At 40.2% G+C, this 18233-nt stretch carries 21 protein-coding genes; 4 read left to right on the plus strand and 17 right to left on the minus strand.

Annotated features, from left to right (window positions below; translation table 11 throughout):
* Positions 1-43: 43 nt before the first annotated feature.
* Complete coding sequence (locus IQ19_RS21530; protein WP_144544962.1) at positions 44-523, plus strand: hypothetical protein; 480 nt, start codon at positions 44-46, stop codon at positions 521-523.
* A 122-nt stretch (positions 524-645) separates the two neighbouring features.
* Positions 646-819, plus strand: coding sequence for a DUF2759 domain-containing protein (locus IQ19_RS21535; protein ID WP_110066177.1), 174 nt, complete (start codon positions 646-648; stop codon positions 817-819).
* A gap of 37 nt (positions 820-856) precedes the next feature.
* Here IQ19_RS21535 and IQ19_RS21540 read toward each other — a convergent pair whose 3' ends face one another.
* The 16 genes from IQ19_RS21540 to IQ19_RS21615 all read right to left on the minus strand — a co-directional run bounded on the left by IQ19_RS21540 (position 857) and on the right by IQ19_RS21615 (position 16319).
* Positions 857-1171 carry an MTH1187 family thiamine-binding protein gene (locus tag IQ19_RS21540; protein WP_144544964.1) on the minus strand — a complete coding sequence of 105 codons (315 nt, stop codon included), beginning with the start codon at positions 1169-1171 and terminating at the stop codon, positions 857-859.
* 23 nt (positions 1172-1194) lie between these two features.
* Positions 1195-2352, minus strand: a complete 1158-nt coding sequence (locus IQ19_RS21545; RefSeq protein WP_144544967.1) for a YqgU-like beta propeller domain-containing protein — start codon at positions 2350-2352, stop codon at positions 1195-1197.
* A 231-nt stretch (positions 2353-2583) separates the two neighbouring features.
* Entirely contained in the window at positions 2584-3771 is a 1188-nt protein-coding gene (locus IQ19_RS21550) for a M14 family metallopeptidase (RefSeq protein WP_144544968.1), read from the minus strand.
* Between the two features lie 118 nt (positions 3772-3889).
* Positions 3890-5749: an LTA synthase family protein gene (locus tag IQ19_RS21555; protein ID WP_144544970.1), complete on the minus strand. Its 1860-nt coding sequence runs from the start codon at positions 5747-5749 to the stop codon at positions 3890-3892.
* 272 nt (positions 5750-6021) lie between these two features.
* The gene (locus IQ19_RS21560) at positions 6022-6984 is read right to left on the minus strand and encodes an ROK family glucokinase (RefSeq protein WP_144544972.1); all 963 of its coding nucleotides are present in this window, start codon (positions 6982-6984) and stop codon (positions 6022-6024) included.
* An 18-nt stretch (positions 6985-7002) separates the two neighbouring features.
* On the minus strand, positions 7003-7203 hold the full coding sequence (locus IQ19_RS21565; protein WP_144544974.1) for a YqgQ family protein: 201 nt from the start codon (positions 7201-7203) through the stop codon (positions 7003-7005).
* A gap of 166 nt (positions 7204-7369) precedes the next feature.
* Positions 7370-8830 (minus strand): spore germination protein, encoded by a 1461-nt coding sequence (locus tag IQ19_RS21570; protein ID WP_144545089.1) that lies wholly within the window; start codon positions 8828-8830, stop codon positions 7370-7372.
* Positions 8831-9016: 186 nt separating this feature from the next.
* Positions 9017-10561: a rhomboid family protein gene (locus IQ19_RS21575; protein WP_144544976.1), complete on the minus strand. Its 1545-nt coding sequence runs from the start codon at positions 10559-10561 to the stop codon at positions 9017-9019.
* Between the two features lie 123 nt (positions 10562-10684).
* On the minus strand, positions 10685-10885 hold the full coding sequence (locus IQ19_RS21580) for a hypothetical protein (RefSeq protein ID WP_144544978.1): 201 nt from the start codon (positions 10883-10885) through the stop codon (positions 10685-10687).
* 110 nt (positions 10886-10995) lie between these two features.
* A complete protein-coding gene (locus tag IQ19_RS21585; protein WP_144544980.1) occupies positions 10996-11946 on the minus strand; it encodes an L-lactate dehydrogenase in 951 nt (316 codons plus the stop codon).
* A gap of 74 nt (positions 11947-12020) precedes the next feature.
* Positions 12021-12809, minus strand: coding sequence for a DUF92 domain-containing protein (locus IQ19_RS21590; RefSeq protein WP_144544982.1), 789 nt, complete (start codon positions 12807-12809; stop codon positions 12021-12023).
* Entirely contained in the window at positions 12802-13377 is a 576-nt protein-coding gene (locus IQ19_RS21595; protein ID WP_144544984.1) for a 5-formyltetrahydrofolate cyclo-ligase, read from the minus strand. Before IQ19_RS21595 ends, IQ19_RS21590 begins: the two co-directional genes overlap by 8 nt.
* 118 nt (positions 13378-13495) lie before the next feature.
* A complete protein-coding gene (rpmG, locus tag IQ19_RS21600; protein ID WP_009332954.1) occupies positions 13496-13645 on the minus strand; it encodes a 50S ribosomal protein L33 in 150 nt (49 codons plus the stop codon).
* 64 nt (positions 13646-13709) lie between these two features.
* The gene (locus tag IQ19_RS21605) at positions 13710-14339 is read right to left on the minus strand and encodes a hypothetical protein (protein WP_144544986.1); all 630 of its coding nucleotides are present in this window, start codon (positions 14337-14339) and stop codon (positions 13710-13712) included.
* A gap of 96 nt (positions 14340-14435) precedes the next feature.
* Positions 14436-15674 (minus strand): glycosyltransferase family 4 protein, encoded by a 1239-nt coding sequence (locus IQ19_RS21610; RefSeq protein ID WP_144544987.1) that lies wholly within the window; start codon positions 15672-15674, stop codon positions 14436-14438.
* Between the two features lie 3 nt (positions 15675-15677).
* A complete protein-coding gene (locus IQ19_RS21615) occupies positions 15678-16319 on the minus strand; it encodes a DUF4912 domain-containing protein (protein WP_144544989.1) in 642 nt (213 codons plus the stop codon).
* Positions 16320-16656: 337 nt separating this feature from the next.
* Between IQ19_RS21615 and IQ19_RS21620 the strand changes: the two genes are divergently transcribed.
* Positions 16657-17058, plus strand: coding sequence for a hypothetical protein (locus tag IQ19_RS21620; RefSeq protein ID WP_338422696.1), 402 nt, complete (start codon positions 16657-16659; stop codon positions 17056-17058).
* Positions 17051-17524 carry an endolytic transglycosylase MltG gene (locus IQ19_RS21625; RefSeq protein WP_144544991.1) on the plus strand — a complete coding sequence of 158 codons (474 nt, stop codon included), beginning with the start codon at positions 17051-17053 and terminating at the stop codon, positions 17522-17524. Before IQ19_RS21620 ends, IQ19_RS21625 begins: the two co-directional genes overlap by 8 nt.
* A gap of 30 nt (positions 17525-17554) precedes the next feature.
* Here the strand turns inward: IQ19_RS21625 and phoU are convergent, their stop codons facing one another.
* On the minus strand, positions 17555-18214 hold the full coding sequence (gene phoU, locus IQ19_RS21630) for a phosphate signaling complex protein PhoU (RefSeq protein WP_199749524.1): 660 nt from the start codon (positions 18212-18214) through the stop codon (positions 17555-17557).
* Positions 18215-18233 lie beyond the last annotated feature (19 nt).

Here is an 18233-nt window from a genome sequence, read left to right on the forward strand (position 1 = left end):
ATAATTAAATGGAATGTATAAACCTTGGATAAAGGAGAATAAGATGAAAGTTCTTTATGGAGTTGAAGCGAACTATATTGTTGAAGAAGTGCCCGAATTTATGGATTTCATTAAAAAGGAAACCGAATTCTTTGATTTTCAGAGAGGCATTTTTTTATATAAAAACAAAGATCAAGTAGAACTTGCAAAAAGCCTGCTGGTAGAGTCAGACCTTTTTGAGGGAACTTCACTGCTGTATTACATAATTAATGGCGAAAAAGGAGAAACTTTTGATGACTTTGGGTTAGAATCTGCCAAAGGATATTATTTATACTCAGAGCTGCTTTGCGCTTTCTTCATAACAGGAGGCAGTGCTGAAGCCATTCGAATGGCTGAATATCAGTTTCAGGAACATTTGGTTTTTACTGCGAAGGATGTTAATGTTGGCCAGATTTATTTTTCTGAGCTGCACTTACAGGATTTAATAAAGGGTATTGCTAAAGCATATGACATACAAGTGTCATTTTTAGACCTCGACAAATAGAGAAAAAAAATATAAAATAAATTACGAATGTATACTTAGGCATTACATACAGGGTATATTACCTGAAAAGAATTTTAACATGGCTTTCGCCTGCTGATCACGAAATAAAGGGGGCTATCTTAATGGGACTACCTATTATCTTTGCATTAGTTGCAGTTCTTGCAGCTTTTGGTGCCATTAGCGCACTTAAAAACAAGAATTTCCTTGGGTTGTTTTTTGCTGCCGGAACCTTTGCCGTTTTCGGATGGTTTGCTGTAATGACATTAATAAACAGCGGATACCCAGCGGTTCACTAAAATAAAAGGGCTGCCCTATACGGGCGGCCCTTTTATTTTAGCTGTCCAATTGGCTTTCTACTCTTTGGACCTTTTCTTCCATTTTTCTTTTAACATCCCGCCTGTCATCAATGCGGATGTTCGTGGCCACTCTCATTAGCCCTTTTTCGAAAGGGACTTCATGCATCGCTTGAATTACCTCGAACAATACGGGAAGCTCGCCTTCTATGATGGTGTTCATGGGTGTTAATTGAAAACGTATTTTTCCGCTTTCTTCGTATTTTTTCAATACACGCTGTATATCAGCTACATAACTGCTGACACTTGGTGTCTCTGTTCCAATAGGAATTACTGTAACATCTGCGATTGCCATAACCTGACTCCTTTAGCATTAATTTATAATTCTTTATTTTCCAAGAGCGGAACCTTTTCCTTGCTATTGAGCATGATTAACTCTTCAAGATAAAAACCGGCTAAGCAGGCTTTGCCATTAGGAGAGCAGCTAATTGGCGTATTTTCCATTCCTTCCATCAAAACCTCTTTAATCCCCGTTTCACTTTCAAAGACAATAAGCTGAAAATCGCCAGCATACATATCACTTTCAGCACTATAGAGAGGCTGGAAGGTTATGAAATTCCCTTCTGCCCAGTCATAATAAGGCACCAGCCAGTCAGAAAATCTTGTTAAATGCGGGACTGTAAATGACGACAATTTACGGAAATTATTATCCATAAATGTATAAACTGCTTGTTCCGATTTATCAGACTGCACCGTAATCGTCATAACCCTGTTTTTTGCTGCATCAAATTGAAAAATGTTATCCATAACCTCTTTTTCATTATCCCTATTAATAGATTGCATTATTAAAGGAGCAAAAAGAGACGGGTTTTCACTGTCCCAGCCAAGAAATAATAATTGGCCATTCTTAGCCCATTGGGCAAAGGGTTCCCTAATTTTGATTTCTTGTAGGCTGCCTGCCTCGATATCCATATGGTAGGAAGTAAAATCCCAATCCTCTGTAAATGAGGAAACTAAAAGGGACTCTTCATTATAGGGATTCCATTCAACAGCAAGATCAAATGATGAAAGACTTTCATTCATTAGAACTTCTCCATTTCCTTTTACAACCGTCAAGATATTTTCATATGTGCCTGGAGATGACCGAATCAGCACGTATTTTCCGGATGGGCTAATCGTAACCGTGGCAATAGGCGCCGAACTTTCGAAAAGAAGGTTTTGCTCTCCGGTAAATAAGTTATAAACATACACATTTGATTTGGTTCCTGCATTTACAGTGTAAACTATTATTTCATCGCTGAGCCAGCCATTTGCTCCCTGGAACTCCCCTGCTATAGGTTTGATAGGTACTATGCTATCTTTCTTATCTTCAACTGGAGATACGGACTCTTCAGAAGTTTGATCTTCTTGCTTTGATTCCGGCTGAATCTCAGTCTTTTCTGCTTGTTCACAGCCCGCCATCAAAATAATGAAAATAAGGAGAAAAAGAAATAAAAAAAGAAACCTGCATCTATATGTAATTTGTCTAATATTCAAAATCCGCACCTCCTTTTCTCCCTATATATGAGTACGTAAATGGCGTGAAAATGTTTCAATTATAGTAGAAATAATTTCAAAAATAGGAAAAAGCCGATTTTCCGGCTTTTAATTGGAAAAGCGGCTAAATCTCATGCTGCTGATTGCTGAAATAATAGTAATGATAGTTTATTTTAATCTCTGCTGAATTAAAAAACAATACAGAAACAGACTGGGTAAAAAATATATTTTTCACATGTAAAGCGATGCGAGGAAAATACCTAGAACTTCTTCATATATTTCATCATACTGCGATAAAGGCAAAGGATTGATTCCACTTCCAAGTTCGATTGTGAATCCTGGCTTGCGAAACTCCTGAATAAACCAATCCTTATAGCCGGCAAAACTGTCAATAAATTGGACTGCTCTATAGCCGCTGACACGTTCAAATTCAGCAGCGATCACCTGTGACTCCGGAGGCTCCATTCCCTCATATCCCCAATAAAACTCTGATCCCTGGGTATGGAAAGCAAGCATTCTTTCAAATTGGCTGTTCCTTGCCAGGTCAGCCATGGCTATTGCTTCCGGTTCTGTTAAAGGCGCTTCCCCAAGGTAGTCTCTTGGCGCAGGGGCATCTTGTTCTGATCTTTCTTTTTCAAAATCCCATTTGGCAGGAAATTGATTATTTAAATCCACCCCTCTAATATTCGCCTTCCAGCCGGAAAAATCAGTACTACCTCTGTTTATCTCAATAACTTGTTCCCTTACTTCAGGCGGTGGACCGTTTAAAACAAGATCAACCCCATCTGGGTTAACCATAGGCACTATGGAAAGATCCACGGAATTATATAAAGGCATTGTTGACAAGCCCCTTATAGGCCTAACATTGGTTAAAGATAAAAGGAAATTGTTTAGTAATGCCATTAAAATCGGTGTTGTAATCCATTCGTTCGCATGGAATGAAGCATTTATTTGAACTTTTTTATTTCCCTTCCCAAGACGAATCTCCTGAATAGGCTTCCCAAGAATACTATTTCCAATTGTATTTATCTTAATAAATGGATAAATGGCCGCCAATGTGGATATATCAGCCGTTAAAGCTTTAAAATCATATTGTCTCCTGCCTGCCACAATCGGCGAAATGACGCGTTTAGGCAGTTTAATGACTGCTCCGACAGTCAGGCTATTTGGATTAAGGGTTTGATTAATCAACAGAAGGGCATCTACGGACAGATTTCTGGAGGTACCTAACTTCCAAAAGGTATCACCCTTTTTTACAGCATAGTTTTGTAAGGTAAAACCGGGAATGTTTATCTCCTGTCCAATCTTTAGAGAAGCCGGATTTACGCTTGGATTTGAATCAATAATAAGATTTATTGGCATCATGAAGAGCTGGCTGTAATACCATAATGAATCTCCGGACCGGACTTTAACTTTCATCTTTCTCCCCCTTTCCATCGTTTCAATCTTATGAATGAAAAAGAAAAAAGATGACTGTTTTTCCGCAGAAAAAAGCCTGCGAAACCGCAGGCTTTAGGCTATTCATTACCCTTCATATTTATTCTTGGTCTGCATCTTCATAGAAACGCAGCAAGTCTCCATAGATGATCTTATCCGAATATTGGAGTTCATTTTTTGCTTTAGCCATATATGGCTCGCAAGCGGTTTTGTCGATTGGCTGTTCCGTTTCCTTATCATAGCAGATATCCCGGGTATATACATACTTCTTAGTTACAAAGCTGCCGTCCCGCAATACAGCAAAATCCATTTTATCTTTTGCAAATAAATCAGCACCAAATTCAATCGACCCTTTCGTATCAATGCCAAGCATATGAAGAATAGTTGGTTTAAGATCAATCTGACCGGAAACCTTGGAAATCGTCTTTCCTTCTTGTCCCGGTATATGAATGATTAACGGAACTTTTTGCAGCTGTGTGCTGACAAAAGGTGTAACTTCTTTTCCAAGGAATTGGCCCATTGCTTCATTGTGGTTTTCGGAAATTCCATAATGATCACCGTAGAGAATAATGATTGAATCTTCATATAAGCCTTCTTCCTTTAATCGCTGGATGAAATTTTTTAGTGCCTCATCCTGATAACGGACAGTCGGGAAGTAATTATTTACTGTTTTATCTGCAGAATTATAGGGCTGGATGAATTGGTCTTCTTCCTCGAGATCAAATGGGAAGTGATTCGTAAGTGTAATAAATTTTGCATAAAAAGGTTTTGGCATTTCTTTTAAATGCTGTACAGATTGCTCAAAGAAATCAATGTCCTTTAAACCCCAGCCGACTGAATTCTCGTTGCTAACCTGATAATCCGGCAAGGAATAAAAACGGTCATAACCAAAGGACTGGTACATGATATCTCTGTTCCAAAAGCTTTTGTTATTCGCATGCAGGGCTGCTGTAAAGTATCCTTTATCTTTTAAGATAGTTGGAGTTGCATTATACTCGTTTCCGGAGTGAGTGAAGAATACTGCTCCACGGCTGAGCGGATACAGCGAGTTATCCACCAGGAATTCAGAATCTGATGTTTTACCTTGAGCTGTCTGATGATAAAAATTTTCAAAATAATAGCTTTCCTTAATAAAATCATTCAGAAATGGCGTTATCTCCTGTCCATTTACTTTTTCATTGATTACAAAATTCTGGGTAGATTCCATAGAAATAAGAATAACGTTCTTTTCTTTTGCAATTCCAAACATCTCTTCATCCGGCTTTTTATAATTCGCTGATACGTAGTTTTTTATATCTGCCAGTTCACTTCCATCGGCAAGTGCCCTTTGGGCAGAAGATTTAGATTGGAGAAAAATATCATAGATATGATAATTGTAGGTTCCGATGTTTTTAACAAGCATCTCCCTGTCAAAGGTACGGGTCAAAAGCTGCGGGCGTTCTGTTTCCGCCAATGCAAGATTAAAAAATGCAACAGCAACCGCACCCAAAAAATATGCCCTGCGATACATTTTTGAGGCGGGACGATAGGCTGCTAGGCCAGGTTTCATGGAAACAATAAGGGCAAGGATTGCAAAGTCAGTAAAATACAGCAAGTCACTTACATTTAAAAGTTCATTTACGCTGCTTCCAAGATCGCTCATATTACTCGTTTGGAAAAGCACAGGAATTGTTAAAAAATCGTTAAAAAACCTGTAGAAAACAACATTAGCGAATAATACAGACGAAATGGCGAAGCTGGAAATCAAAATATAGCGTTTTTGTTTTTTTTCCTTCATAAATAACCCGAATCCAAATACAAACAGAAGAAAGCTTAATGGATTGAGAAACAATATGAACTCCTGTTTCCAGTTTTCTATCTTAATTTCAAAGCTGGTTTTATAGACTATATATGTCTTAAGCCAAAGCAAGACAGTCGCAAGGGCAATCAGCGAGAACTTTGACCATTGTATTTTTTTCATGATCTTCTTCTACCTCCTAGAAGTTTTGGAAGCAACAAGCTCTTTGCATGATAAGGAATATTATATTTTGGCAAATCAAATCTTAATACTTTTTTTACACAAAATCAATTCAGAATTTACACTCAACTTGTAAAATTATAGAATGGCTGCTACTGTGTTTACCCAATTTATTAGACGTTTGAAACCTTATTTAGTTTCGGTATTCTTATAATTCAGAATTATCGGATCAAACAATAAAAGAGTACCCGCATAAAACAGGTACTTTTAATGTTTTATTTATTTTTTGCCAGCCAGGCTGCTCCGATCACACCAGCATCATTCTCCAAAGTGGCAATATCGATTTCTGTTGATTCCCTGACTCTCGGGAATGCAAATTTGGCAAAATTTCCGACAACAGGTTTTAACAATATATCCCCTGCTTTTGATACGCCTCCTCCTAGTACGATTTTTTCCGGATTAAGCGTATTTGCAATATTGGCCAAAGCCAATCCGAGATGTAAGGCTGTATCGCTTACAACTGAAAGAGAAGTTGCATCTCCAAGCCTTGCTGTATCGAAAACATCTTTTGCAGTAATATGCCCGTTCTCTTTGTACAATTTAGCAAGCTCGCCGGCTTCACTCAATTGCAGCTTTTCAATAGCCTGCCGTACAATCCCTGTAGCAGACGCGATCGTTTCAAGGCAGCCCGTCTTGCCGCAATTGCACTGGGCCCCTCCTAAAGGGACCGAGGTAATGTGTCCAATCTCGCCTGCGGCACCGCTCACACCCTGAACGATATCCCCGTTGGCAATCACGCCTCCTCCTACACCTGTTCCCAGAGTGACGCAAACAAGATCTTTAGCCCCATTGCCGGCACCCTTCCACATTTCGCCAAGGGCAGCGCAGTTTGCATCATTATCAATAATGACTGGAAGAGACGTTTCCACTTCCAGCAGATCCTTCAGCGGATAATTATCTTTCCAGCCGAGATTAACCGTATTATAAACGACACCAGTGGCCAGATTGACCGGTCCAGGTGCCCCCATGCCAAGCCCTATTATTTTGTCCTTCGTCAGATCAAGCTCTTCAAGTTTGCGGTCTATCGCTTTTGCAATATTAATCGTTATATTTTTACCTTCTCCACTATTATCAGTTGGGATTTCCCATTTGTGAAGAATTTCCCCATAGTAATTGATAAAAGCAAGTTTCGTAGTTGTCCCGCCTAAATCTACACCAATTAGCCACTTCTCTGCCAAATTAATCACCTTTTCTGTCTATTTTTTCTCTCTTAGACGCTGAATTTCAGTCCGTATAAGCAAAGTTGCACTTTGATAGTCTTTCACGTCAATAAGCTGTGAGTCAAAAAGATCCTTTAATTCGGATGCCATAAGCTCCAAGTCAGCTTCTCTGTCTCCTATGTATATAATCGTCCCATATTTCTTCAAGAATTGCTGTATATCATAAATGGTTTTCATCCTTTACCTCGACCTTTATCAATAAGTTTTTGCCACATTAAAGTATAATCTAAATTATCCCCCTCCTCAAGAGGGAAGGAGCAAGCTGCACCGTTATGATAGCTATTGCTGCTCATGCCAAAAAGAATCCCTCCCTGATTCTGCCAGGGAGGGATTATGAAGAAATCTAGCGGTCGGGATCCTTCGGATGAAGAAACCGCGGGCGCCTGTTTTTCAACGGGATTGGCGACCTGATCAAAACATCTCTGAATGCCCTTAAGTTGAAAGGGATAAACGGCCATAGGTACGGTACTCCGAAAGACTTCAATCTTGCAAGCATAATAATCAGCAGCACAATTCCAATTACATATCCGTATGTATGGAATAAGCTTGTTGCAATCAGCAATCCTATTCTGATTAACCGATTTGCCAGGCTCATTTCATAGCTTGGCGTTGAAAAAGTTCCAATTGCTGCAATCGCCAAATAGAGAATGACTTCATTAATGAACAAACCAACCTCAACAGCAACCTGCCCGATCATCAGGGCCGCCACCAGTCCAAGGGCTGTGGCAAGTGAGGTCGGTGTATGAATGGCAGCCATCCTCAGCATATCCAGTCCCAGTTCAATTATGAGAAATTGGACTACTAAAGGAAGCTGCCCTGTTTCATTTGGACCAACATATGATAAAGCCTCAGGCAGCAATTGCGGTTCAACAGCAAATAAATACCATAACGGCAAAAGAAAGATGGATGCCCAAACCGCCAAAAAACGCACAAACCGTAAATAAGCACCAACAAGGGGTTTATTCCTGTATTCCTCTGCATGCTGCAGATGGTGCCAAAAAGTAGTTGGCGTTATGATAACACTTGGTGACCCATCTACAATAATACAAACATGCCCCTCATAAAGATGAGTAGCTGCTGTATCGGGCCTCTCGGTATACCTGACCATTGGATATGGGTTCCAATGCCGTCCCGATATAAATTCTTCGATGGATTTTTCAGCCATGGGAAGCCCATCCGTGTCAATTTTCGAAAGAGACTCTTTAATTTTTCCCACCATTGTCGGATCAGCTATGTCTTCTATATAGCTGACTACAATGTCTGTTTTGGAACGTCTCCCGACTTGCATATATTCCATTCGTAGTGTCCGATCCCTGATCCTTCTTCGTGTAAGAGCTGTATTAAAAACAAGTGTCTCTACAAAACCATCCCTTGATCCGCGGACAACTCTTTCAATATCCGGTTCTTGAGGGCCTCTTACAGGATAGGTCCGTGCATCAATTAGAATGACCTGATCTACTCCATCCACCACCAGAGCAGTTGGGCCAGCCAGCACCATATCCACCACTTTATTTAAATCATCGCTTGTTTCAACCTCAACATACGGAATATATGTTTTAATCAGCCTTGAGAGGGTGTCCCCTTCCAGCTGATCTTTGTCCAGGCCTGCCAGCATTTTCATCAAGTAGTGCAAAATATCGTCTTTTACAAAACCATCTACAAGATAGAGGGCCATTTCCCTCTCTGCGTATTCGACATCAAGCTGAATAACATCAAAGCTTTTTTCTACTCCAAGAGCCTCTCTTAGGTAGGCAATATTTTCTTTCAGCGACACCTTTACAGGCTCACGTTTAACCTGCTCCATCATCCCCACCTCAGCAATCTATTCCATTCTTTTCCTTGCATACTATTCAACAGGATAGACATGCGAAAAAAAAATCATACCAGTGAATGGTATGATTCTAAAAAAATGCCTGAATAGCACGGAAAATTGCTAGGAATTAAGAGAGGAAAACAAAACTGCCGCCTGTGCCCTCTAGTAAATTAAACTTTATTGCTGCCCGGATGTTTCCCAGTCTGCAATTTGCTCTAAGAGCTGCTGATACTCCTCCTGGCCCGGATTCAAATCAGCTGCTTTTTGGGCATGCTGCTTTGCTTTTGCAGTATTTTCTTCTTCTAAATAGATGAGCGCCAGGTTATAGTGCGCCTCATGGAAAGCCGCTTTTTCATCAATTACGCGGTCGAGATGCTCCTTCGCTTTCTGAAGATCTCCCCCTTTAATTTCTGCATAGGATAAAAGAAAATAGACTTCAGGAGAAGCCTCTTCTTCTTTAATAAAATTAGCAAGCAAAGAGCGCGCTTTTTCATATTCCTCCGTCTTAATATACTCCTGAGCCATAACCATGGCTGTCTGTTCATTCATCAAATTTCCCGGCTCATTGAATCCATATTTTAATAAACCGGCAACTAAGCTTGCCGTGACGGCTAAAAATAAAAACTGCAGCCATGGTTTTTTCTTTTTTGGAAAATGAACGATGCCAGTGGCAAGAAAACCTCCTATTAGCCCGCCTATATGGCCCGCATTGTCAATTCCAGGAATCGTAAACCCGAAGGCCAGGTTTATTCCCAGCACAACAAGTATATTGAATCCCATCGTTCTAAAAAAGAGTTTGGGATAGATGAGCCCGAAATACAACAGTGCGCCAAAACAGCCGAAAATTGCTCCACTCGCACCCGCTGAAAGGGTGGGACTGAAAATAAAACTGGCTAAAGTCCCGCCAAACCCCGCAAGGATATAGATGAACAAGAACCTTAAATTTCCGTATACCCGTTCCACCGCTGATCCAAGGTAATACAATGCAAGGGTGTTCATTAATAAATGAAGCAGCCCGATATGCAGAACAATTGGAGTAAAGAACCGCCACCATTCCCCTTCCAAAATAAGAGGATTAAATTTAGCTCCATACTTGATCAATGTGGAAGTGTCTGTGCTCCCGCCCTTCCATTCCAATAACATAAAAACAGCTATTTGAATAAAAACGAAGATATACGTAAAAAGAGGTTTTCCAAAATTGAATAACGCCTTTTCTTTTTTCGCTTTACTTACAGCTTTTGAAAGGGTTGCATGCTTTACCCCATCGGCGTCAGTTTCAGTAAACTCCCCGCCAGGCAGGGATAATGGATCATGAAAGATGGCCTCAATCTTGTTTATGCTCTCAGGATGACTGGAATCAATAATCAACGTTTGAACAGAAGCCTTTCCTTTTTCATCCATAAATGGCGCTAATATACGGAATTCATAATCATCAACAGGCGGGTAGGCGGTAACATATATATTTAAAATTGGCAGTTCCTTTCTGCCAAGCTGCCTTCTGATTGATTCAGCTTTTTGGGCGGTGTTTTCAATGTCCCGCTGCATCCAATTGCTCCAATCAAGATTATATTTTAGCAGCCGTATTACCTTTGCCTCTTTATGTTCCAGCTTTTCAAGCCACAGTTCGTCCTGGCCTTTTGATAGTTGAATCATCCTATACTCTTGGTCAGATATAAAATAATGCGCCAAGGCCCAAAATATATAATCCTCTCGAAAGCCCAATTCTTCCCCCACTCTCTTACTGCTTTTATTTAACTATAGGCAAAAAGGCTTCATTTTGTAAAAGAATAAGCACTTTATGAATAACAGCAAAATAAAAAGACCTATTACGGTCTTTTTACTCATCTACTGCCGTCCTTCCGAAGCTCCCGATGAAAAAACGGAGCTCATCATCCGGTCACGGACACCTGGAAAGCTCATAACTGAGCTGACAAGGAACCTGCGGAGAAAGGCATTGCCAAAAAGGACATTTATTAATCGATAGCGGTTCTGGTAGGCAAAATAACCGCCCAGCCCAATCATGAATATGGAAAATAATCGAGACATTCGAAATCCCTCCTCTTTATTATTTTGAGAAGAGGACGAAGCTTTTATCCATATTTCAACACAAGCAAAAAATAACAAATGCAATATCTTGAATGCTTCAATAGATATTCTTAATTCTTAATAACAGGTTCCATTGTCTTTTTAAGTACCTTTACTGATTGGGTAAATTTATCCTGTTCATCTTTGCTTAAATTAAGCTCTACGATGTCACGTATTCCATTTCTGTTAACAATAGCCGGAACGCCAATATAAACATCATTATGTCCATATTGTCCATCCAAATAAGCTGAAACAGTCAGCACCGAATTTTCATTTTGCAGGATCGCCTTTGTAAGCCGAACCAATCCCATCGCAATTCCATAATAAGTAGCGCCCTTCCGTTCAATAATCTGATAAGCTGCATCACGCACATTTAAAAATAATGAGTCCAGATCCTCCTGCTTATAGGCCGCCTCTTTACTTATCCAGTCATCTATATTTTTTCCGGCAATGTCTGCATGGCTCCAAACCGGCAGCTCCGTATCTCCATGTTCACCAATTATATAGGCGTGGACATTCCGTGTATCCACTTTAAAATACTCACCTAGAAGATATCTGAAACGGGCAGTGTCCAATATTGTGCCTGAACCAATGACCCTCTCCTTGGGAAGCCCTGAGAACTTCCAAACAGCATATGTCAAAATATCAACAGGGTTGGTAGCGACAAGAAAGATTCCATCAAAGCCGCTTGCCATTACTTGGCCAACAATACTTTTAAAAATCTTTGTATTCTTTTCCACAAGATCAAGTCGTGTCTCACCAGGCTTTTGATTTGCGCCCGCGGTGATCACAACCAAATCGGCATCTTTGCAGTCAGAATAATCACCAAACCATATAGAGGTAGGAGATGGAGCGAATGGCATCCCGTGGTTTAAATCCATTGCATCTCCTTCAGATTTCTCTTTATTTAAATCAACCAAAACCAATTCCTCTGTAACACCCTGATTTAACAATGCAAAAGCATAACTGGATCCCACAAACCCTGTTCCAATTAATACGACTCTGTTTACCCGATTCCTCATCAAAACCGCCCCTTTACCTATCATGTTATTAAATGAATACGAAAACTTTTATCCCGATGCAGCTGCTGTTTCCCTTATGTCATTAATATATATAGAAGCATTCCCAGTGCTGTTGAAGCTAAACCTGCAAAAAAATTGACAAAGTCATTATCGGCAAACCGTTTGCCTCCTATTAAGGACGTCTTCTTACCGCAGTGATTCAATTTCTCCACTTCTGCTCCGCAAACATTGCACTTGTATATTGCTTGCAAGTAAGCCCCCGTAAAGGAATCAATTACATTTCCCGCAAAGCCGAAAGCCAATATAAACAAAGCTTCAAAAGGCGTAAGGTCGAACAAAAAGAATGATATTAATGCAATGGCCGAGGCACCTGCCATGGCGGCAAATGTCCCTAGAAGACTGACAGCACCTGAAGTACCGGTTTCGGCAGGCTTCAAGGTACGGATTGCCAACGGCGGTTTTTTACTTAATGAACCGATCTCTGATGCCCATGTATCCGAATTGGCTGAGGCTATACTGATCAGAAAGCCTATTAGCCAAACAGGGGAAGGGTAAACTAGATAAAGTATACTTGCAATGCCAGCAATCCCCCCATTCGCAGCTACCTGATGCCAATCTCTGCGTGAGCCTTTTTCATGCTTGTCTTCGACTTTTATTTTTTGTTTGCTTTTAAATTTTGACCAGAAGCTTGAACTGGCAAAAAAGAAACCCAGCACCAAAAGCCCACGCAGCCCGAAGCCCCAGCCAACAGCCATGCCAATGGTAAATGCTGCTAAGCTCCCTGACATAGATAATAATTTAAAATAAAAGCCGGCCAGCGCTGTTACAAATATAAAAGTTAAAATAAAAGCATACTCAAGCATCGTTTGTCTTCCATATCTGCTCATCGGTAATAATCATTTCCACCGGCCGGTCATGTTCTTCAACGGGAAGGCTCTTAATCACCTGGAAGGCAAATGCCAATGAAATTGTATTGCCTTTATAGCTCTCGAGGAAACGATCATAATAGCCTCCCCCGAATCCAAGGCGATAACCATTTTTCATATAGGCCACTCCCGGAACAATCAAAGTATCGATTTTTTCTCCTGAAACTTCCTCAGTTTTTGCTTCAATCGGCTCCCATAAGCCATAGTATACTGACTCCAGATCACTGAAGCGGTCCAAATCCCGGAATACCATTTCCTTTGTTTTTGGATTGCACTTAGGGACAGCCACCCTCTTCCCTTCCTCCCAAGCTTTTCTTATGATTTGCCAGGTATCAGCCTCGGGCGGGTTTGAAACTGTAATCCCTATCGTCTTAGCCTGTAGCCATAGAGGGCTTTGATATAGCTTGCGGGCTATTTCATATGAACGCTGTTCATGCTCCGGCTTATTCAATTCTTTTAGCCTTCCCAGCATTTCTTTTCGAAGAAACTTCTTTTTTGTTTCCATTTTGCAGTCCTCCAACAGAAAGATATAAATGACAACCATCCAGTACAATTTAGCCAATAAAGGTAAGTATACCCAATAAAAAAATCAACAAAAAAAGCAGTAGGAATCATCCTACCGCTTATTTTGTTTCGCGATGTGTAGTCGAACGCTTATCTCTTGGGCAATATTTTTTAAGCTCAAGACGATCTGGATTATTTCGTTTATTTTTTTTAGAAATATAGTTACGATCTCCACATTCTGTGCAAGCTAACGTAATGTTCACACGCATGTAATTTCCCTCCAAACTATGTTCAAACTAGTTCGTTCATACGACTTTTCTATAATATCATTTTTTAAATCGAAATGCTAGTACGTTTTTTTAAAAGTAACTGGTTATACCGCAGAAGCTCTGATTTACTGTCACCGCTCACGATCCACGAGTCTGCTTCAACTGTTCCTTTGCCTTCAAACCCAACGTTGAAGACAAATATGCTTATGGCATTTCCCTTGGCCATGGGGTGGTACTCTAGAATTCCTTTGTTCCTGCACTTCCAAATTTGATCACTATATAAATTCCAATAAGGCTGAATCGAGCATTCTGCCATTTTCTTTCCGCTCAATTGGCCGTTAACCAAAAATACTTTTGAATCAGCCATATGGAAAATGACATTTTCTGCAGGAGAAATAAATGAGAAATGTTCACGAGAAGAATATTCATGTTTATGCTGTATTAAAAGCTTCACATTACGTGGCTTATCCTCATGATTGGTAATATAACTTTTGAAATAAGAAATTTTGGAATGGATATTATCCCGCTTTACATGGACAGAAATATTTTCTTCCGGAAATAATTCTTTAAACCCATTCTCCATCCAATATGTTTTCCCATCTATCCATAATCCTGGAATCATTCTCAGCTTCCCTTTTGCCGCTTGCTCCATTTCTTCATAAACATCAGATCTGATCCAGTTTAATGTGTTCATCTCCATGCACCTTTTTCTATCGTATTTTGAAGTCCAGCAGGTATCCAAATGGCTTGGCAGCATTAAATTAAAACTGGTATTGCAAACTGATAAAATTCATACCAAATCTTCAAGTTTCTGGCTGATTAGTGTCTCTTCAAATACTCTTTTGGTTTCTTCCGCAATGCGGCCCCAGCTGAACAGACTTTCAGCTACCTTTTTTCCATTGGCCCCAATCGTATTGGCTATATCATCATTTTCCAACAGATGAGCAGCCTGCTCGGCAAAACTGGATGGATCACCTGGAGTCATGAGCAGTCCTGAATAACCATGCTTCACAATCCCTTTCAAGCCACCGGTGTTGGAGACTACTGCAGGTCTGCCCGATATCATTGCTTCAAGTGCAACAATCCCAAAAGGCTCATAATAGCTTGGGAAAACTGCAAGAGAACACTTACGGAATAAAGCCGAACGCTGCATGTCATTTATAAAACCCGGGAAATGAATGAGATTCTCCAATTGCAATTCTTTGGTTCTTTTCCTATATGTCTCAAGCATTGGCCCTTTTCCCGCTATGATAAAATAAACATCCGGAAATCTTTCTTTCATCCTGTCTGCAGACTCAATCAAGGTATCAAAGCCTTTTTCTTTTACCATTCGGCCAATAGAGAAAATCAGCCTGCCGCTATCCCTTACTGGAAGGCCTGCAAGTATGCTTTGAGGATTCTCCAATTGAACTTCTTTGTTAATCCCATTAGCTATAACTGCCATTTTTTCACTGCTTATACTAAATTGCTGAATCAATTCTTCCTTCATATATTCACTGCAAACAATCACTCGATCTGAGCCGTTCACCAGCTGCTCTTCTTTTTCGTGTATAAATTTTTGAAGCTCTGTGTAAATTCCATTATTCCTTCCATGCTCTGTGGCATGAATGGTTGTGATTAAAGGCAGTTTAAGGCTCTCTCTTAATGATAGTCCGCAGGCTCCTACAAGCCAGTCATGGGCATGGATTAGCTCGAAATCATGATAGGATGACAGCTCTCTGGCTTTTTGTTCCATTGCCAGATTCAAACCCAATATCCAGTGCAGAAAGTTATGGTCCTTTTCTTTAAGCGGGCTGACACGATGAACCTGAATTCTCTCATTATTTTCGTAGCTTGGAAGGTTTCCTGGATTTGCAGTCAGCACATGGACTTCGTAACCCTTTTGGTTCAACCCTCCAGCCAGTCCGTGTACATGTCTTGATAAGCCGCCCACCACATTAGGCGGATATTCCCACGTAAGGAGAAGGATTTTTGGCATCCCATCATTCTGCACATATTCTTTAGGTTCGGCAGTAATTGGTTCATTCATGATTTATCCTTCTCCTTCACTTACAGTTTCATAATATGTGTATGTACTCACGCTATCTGACCATTCGGCTGGCTTCTGGATTTTCTCTTGGGGCCTGGAGATATTTTCAAATCCTGTTTCCGTTGTATACAAAGCGTCTGAACGGAGCAAAGGGAAGAAGTTATTTTCTGTAAGCTTCATTCCCATTTCTATACAGTAGACCCTGTTGGGTTTTAATCCTTTGAAGATCCATTCCGTATGATGGTCTGGGAGAACCACTTCATGGTCGCTCTGGGCATTTCCACCGTCAAAAATAACTCCTGTTACATCATAGATTCGCAATGCCTTTCTCCAAGAGGAGATGGGCCTATTAAAATACTGTGCAACCATATTTTCTTTATAAATAGAAAGCTCCCAATCCACCTTAATCTTTTCATCTGATATGCGAGTTAAGTTAATCTTATCTTCAATTATAGAAGCATTCTTTTTATCCGTACCCTGATAAGGCGATTTGGTTTGAAATGGCTCTTCCCTGCTGCGTTTAGCTTTGTTTTGAACCAGCTTCACCCATTGGTATTGCACCTTGCCCACCGTCGTATCAAGCTCTCGGGCAATTTTTCGGAAAGAAAGGCCCCTCCTGCGTAGCTTAATAATTTCATCTATCATACCGGCACCTCTTGTTTTCAATTTTCTATATCATTAAGCATTCATTTTAGAAAACCACGAATATATGAACAAAGGCGAAATTTTATGACTTTTTTTCTAACTTAATGTTAGCATTGAAACAGGCTTGCTACAATGAACGGAAATTGTCGCTTATTGCGAGAGCCTATATAGCAGGAGTATCGGAGCGGAAAAAAATTTTACGAGTTTTTTAAGGCTGCGTTTCGACATTTTTTCCGGGAACCAGCGACAAAAAAACTTAATTTTTCCAAGATTTTGGATTGATTATCGAAATTTGTCGCCAATGGTGGTAAAATATTTCTGTTCAAAAGAATATGAGGTGACTTTTTTGGAATACATCATGTTGGCACTGTTGGGTATATCTATTGCTTTATTCTTTATTTCGATATTTTTAAAAGATCCCTATAAAGAAATACGGGAAGAAATAGACCAAATATCCATTCAGCAGATTCAGGAATTGTACCAGATCAAGCAGAAGCTAAAGGTTTTGGAGGAGGAGCTGCTGGTAGCTGACGATAGTTTCCAGCCGCCATTCTCTGTTAATAGCACTCCTCCGCCCATTGAGAAAAGGGAAGTGCATGAAATAATAAAGAACCAGGTAGTACTGCTTACCCAGCAAGGGTTATCCGTTGACCAAATCGCGAGACAATCCTCACTTTCCACTCAAGAAGTTAAAGCAATTCAAACTGAAATGAAGTATAGAGGCCAGGGCTATGAATAAGAGGAACACCCGGGCATTTGCTTTTGGAGTATTGATTTCGGTTTTGATTATGGGCTCTGCTTATTTTTTCAATACGGATGATCTGCCAGCAGATGCAAAATTGGATGAATCATCTGCAAAGGAATTTTTAATACGTGAGGGTTATATTGTATTAACAGAAGAGGAGCATGCAAGTTTGCTGGAGCCACTGCACGAGGATTCCAAGGAAACCGCGGCCAATAGTGAGGAACAAACTGAAAAGCATCCGCCAGAATCTCCCACAGCCTATCATCTTAAAATTGCAAGCGGCATGACCCCCAGAGAAATAGCGGAACAGCTTGAAAAGGAAAACATCGTGGATGATGCTGCCGAGTTTAGCAATTATCTGGATGAATACGGATACAGCAAAAAAGTACAGCTGGGCACGTTTGAATTGAATAATCAGATGAGCTACAAAGATATCGCCAAAAAAATAACAAAAAGCTAAAAGGACAATACCTTTTAGCTTTTTTAGTGATTAGTTATTCAAATCATACTGACGTCCTTTAACCATATAGAAAATATGTTCTGAGATATTTGTTACATGGTCAGCAGCTCTTTCCAAATAGCGGCAAACAAAGGAAAGCTGGGTTATCTGCGGCAAAAATTCAGGCTTTTGAAGGTTTATCTGCAGCAATTCCTTGATTGTTTCACCATATAAATCATCTACCTGATCATCCATATCTGCTACCTTTTTTGCTTTGGCTATATCATCATCATTGAAGGCTTCTAAAGATAAACGAAGCATTTCTGTTGAAATCTGATGCATTTGCTTAATATGCTCAATCGGCTTAATTAGAGGTTCAGAACCAATTCTAATGGTAGATTTCGCAATATTAACTGCAAAATCGGCAATTCTCTCTATATCTGTTGCAATTTTAATGGCCACGATGATGCGGCGGAGGTCGATCGCAACAGGCTGCTGTTTAGCAATTAGAAGAATAGCCAAATCATTAATTTCCTCGTACAGCAGATCTGCGTGGGAATCGTCATCCATTATTTGAAGAGCCAATTCAATATTTTGAGTTTCAAGTGCTTCAATCGCTTTGTGCAGGGCCTCTTCCGCAAAGTTCCCAATTTCAAGAAGTTTCTTTTGCAGCTCCTGTAAATCATATTCAAATCTTTCGCGTACTGCCATCATTTTTATCCCCCTTCAT

This window comes from Cytobacillus oceanisediminis (assembly GCF_007830235.1).
In the GTDB taxonomy this organism is placed as follows: Bacteria; Bacillota; Bacilli; order Bacillales; family Cytobacillaceae; genus Cytobacillus; species Cytobacillus oceanisediminis.

Coding starts and splice junctions, on each gene's coding strand:
- IQ19_RS21615 (WP_144544989.1), bottom strand. CDS start 16,319: ATGATAGATGAAATTATTAAGCTACGCAGGAGGGGCCTTTCTTTCCGA.
- IQ19_RS21610 (WP_144544987.1), bottom strand. CDS start 15,674: ATGAATGAACCAATTACTGCCGAACCTAAAGAATATGTGCAGAATGAT.
- IQ19_RS21625 (WP_144544991.1), top strand. CDS start 17,051: ATGAATAAGAGGAACACCCGGGCATTTGCTTTTGGAGTATTGATTTCG.
- IQ19_RS21585 (WP_144544980.1), bottom strand. CDS start 11,946: ATGAGGAATCGGGTAAACAGAGTCGTATTAATTGGAACAGGGTTTGTG.
- IQ19_RS21595 (WP_144544984.1), bottom strand. CDS start 13,377: ATGGAAACAAAAAAGAAGTTTCTTCGAAAAGAAATGCTGGGAAGGCTA.
- IQ19_RS21580 (WP_144544978.1), bottom strand. CDS start 10,885: ATGTCTCGATTATTTTCCATATTCATGATTGGGCTGGGCGGTTATTTT.
- IQ19_RS21555 (WP_144544970.1), bottom strand. CDS start 5,749: ATGAAAAAAATACAATGGTCAAAGTTCTCGCTGATTGCCCTTGCGACT.
- IQ19_RS21565 (WP_144544974.1), bottom strand. CDS start 7,203: ATGAAAACCATTTATGATATACAGCAATTCTTGAAGAAATATGGGACG.
- phoU (WP_199749524.1), bottom strand. CDS start 18,214: ATGGCAGTACGCGAAAGATTTGAATATGATTTACAGGAGCTGCAAAAG.
- IQ19_RS21550 (WP_144544968.1), bottom strand. CDS start 3,771: ATGAAAGTTAAAGTCCGGTCCGGAGATTCATTATGGTATTACAGCCAG.
- IQ19_RS21605 (WP_144544986.1), bottom strand. CDS start 14,339: ATGAACACATTAAACTGGATCAGATCTGATGTTTATGAAGAAATGGAG.
- IQ19_RS21590 (WP_144544982.1), bottom strand. CDS start 12,809: ATGCTTGAGTATGCTTTTATTTTAACTTTTATATTTGTAACAGCGCTG.
- IQ19_RS21570 (WP_144545089.1), bottom strand. CDS start 8,830: ATGGAGCAGGTTAAACGTGAGCCTGTAAAGGTGTCGCTGAAAGAAAAT.
- rpmG (WP_009332954.1), bottom strand. CDS start 13,645: ATGCGTGTGAACATTACGTTAGCTTGCACAGAATGTGGAGATCGTAAC.
- IQ19_RS21535 (WP_110066177.1), top strand. CDS start 646: ATGGGACTACCTATTATCTTTGCATTAGTTGCAGTTCTTGCAGCTTTT.
- IQ19_RS21530 (WP_144544962.1), top strand. CDS start 44: ATGAAAGTTCTTTATGGAGTTGAAGCGAACTATATTGTTGAAGAAGTG.
- IQ19_RS21540 (WP_144544964.1), bottom strand. CDS start 1,171: ATGGCAATCGCAGATGTTACAGTAATTCCTATTGGAACAGAGACACCA.